This window comes from Streptomyces sp. NPDC043878 (assembly GCF_056435735.1).
In genome coordinates, this window is record NZ_JBWKDW010000060.1 from 1 (window position 1) to 1912 (window position 1912).

Below are 1912 nucleotides of genomic sequence, written 5' to 3' on the forward strand. Positions count from 1 at the left end.
GGTACAATGAGCTGCGATACCGTGAGGTGGAGCGAATCTCAAAAAGCCTGTCTCAGTTCGGATTGGGGTCTGCAACTCGACCCCATGAAGTCGGAGTTGCTAGTAATCGCAGATCAGCATTGCTGCGGTGAATACGTTCCCGGGCCTTGTACACACCGCCCGTCACGTCACGAAAGTCGGTAACACCCGAAGCCGGTGGCCCAACCCCTTGTGGGAGGGAGCTGTCGAAGGTGGGACTGGCGATTGGGACGAAGTCGTAACAAGGTAGCCGTACCGGAAGGTGCGGCTGGATCACCTCCTTTCTAAGGAGCACTTCTTACCGATCCCTCCGGGGTGAGGTCAGAGGCCAGTACATCGGCGAATGTTCGATGCTGGTTGCTCATGGGTGGAACGTTGATTATTCGGCATCTGAGTCATCTCGGGCTGCAAGTACTGTTCTTCGGAGCGTGGAAAGCTGATCACGAGTGGTGAGGGTGTCGGGCACGCTGTTGGGTGTCTGAGGGTACGGCCGATTGTTGGCTGCCTTCAGTGCCGACCCCGGTAAAAATCCGCTGTGGCGGGTTGTGACGGGTGGTTGGTCGTTGTTTGAGAACTGCACAGTGGACGCGAGCATCTGTGGCCAAGTTTTTAAGGGCGCACGGTGGATGCCTTGGCACCAGGAACCGATGAAGGACGTGGGAGGCCACGATAGTCCCCGGGGAGTCGTCAACCAGGCTTTGATCCGGGGGTTTCCGAATGGGGAAACCCGGCAGTCGTCATGGGCTGTCACCCATACCTGAACACATAGGGTATGTGGAGGGAACGCGGGGAAGTGAAACATCTCAGTACCCGCAGGAAGAGAAAACAACCGTGATTCCGGGAGTAGTGGCGAGCGAAACCGGATGAGGCCAAACCGTATGCGTGTGAGACCCGGCAGGGGTTGCGTATACGGGGTTGTGGGATCTCTCTTTTACGGTCTGCCGGCCGTGAGACGAGTCAGAAACCGTTGATGTAGGCGAAGGACATGCGAAAGGTCCGGCGTAGAGGGTAAGACCCCCGTAGTCGAAACGTCAACGGCTCGTTTGAGAGACACCCAAGTAGCACGGGGCCCGAGAAATCCCGTGTGAATCTGGCGGGACCACCCGCTAAGCCTAAATATTCCCTGGTGACCGATAGCGGATAGTACCGTGAGGGAATGGTGAAAAGTACCGCGGGAGCGGAGTGAAATAGTACCTGAAACCGTGTGCCTACAAGCCGTGGGAGCGTCGCGCATCGAGTTTACTCGGTGCGTCGTGACTGCGTGCCTTTTGAAGAATGAGCCTGCGAGTTTGCGGTGTGTTGCGAGGTTAACCCGTGTGGGGAAGCCGTAGCGAAAGCGAGTCCGAACAGGGCGATTCAGTAGCGCGCTCAAGACCCGAAGCGGAGTGATCTAGCCATGGGCAGGTTGAAGCGGAGGTAAGACTTCGTGGAGGACCGAACCCACCAGGGTTGAAAACCTGGGGGATGACCTGTGGTTAGGGGTGAAAGGCCAATCAAACTCCGTGATAGCTGGTTCTCCCCGAAATGCATTTAGGTGCAGCGTCGTGTGTTTCTTGCCGGAGGTAGAGCACTGGATAGGCGATGGGCCCTACCGGGTTACTGACCTTAGCCAAACTCCGAATGCCGGTAAGTGAGAGCGCGGCAGTGAGACTGTGGGGGATAAGCTCCATGGTCGAGAGGGAAACAGCCCAGAGCATCGACTAAGGCCCCTAAGCGTACGCTAAGTGGGAAAGGATGTGGAGTCGCAGAGACAACCAGGAGGTTGGCTTAGAAGCAGCCACCCTTGAAAGAGTGCGTAATAGCTCACTGGTCTAGTGATTCCGCGCCGACAATGTAGCGGGGCTCAAGCGTACCGCCGAAGTCGTGTCATTGCAGCTATAGGGCCAACGCCCGC

General features: G+C 57.2%; 2 rRNA genes (1 of these 2 cut by a window edge). Both read left to right on the top strand.

What is annotated here, in order from left to right:
• Positions 1–302: ribosomal RNA gene (locus AC07AZ_RS38030) — 16S ribosomal RNA — on the top strand; the annotation flags it as partial.
• A 315-nt stretch (positions 303–617) separates the two neighbouring features.
• Positions 618–1912, top strand: a 23S ribosomal RNA gene (locus AC07AZ_RS38035); it runs 1927 nt beyond the window's last position.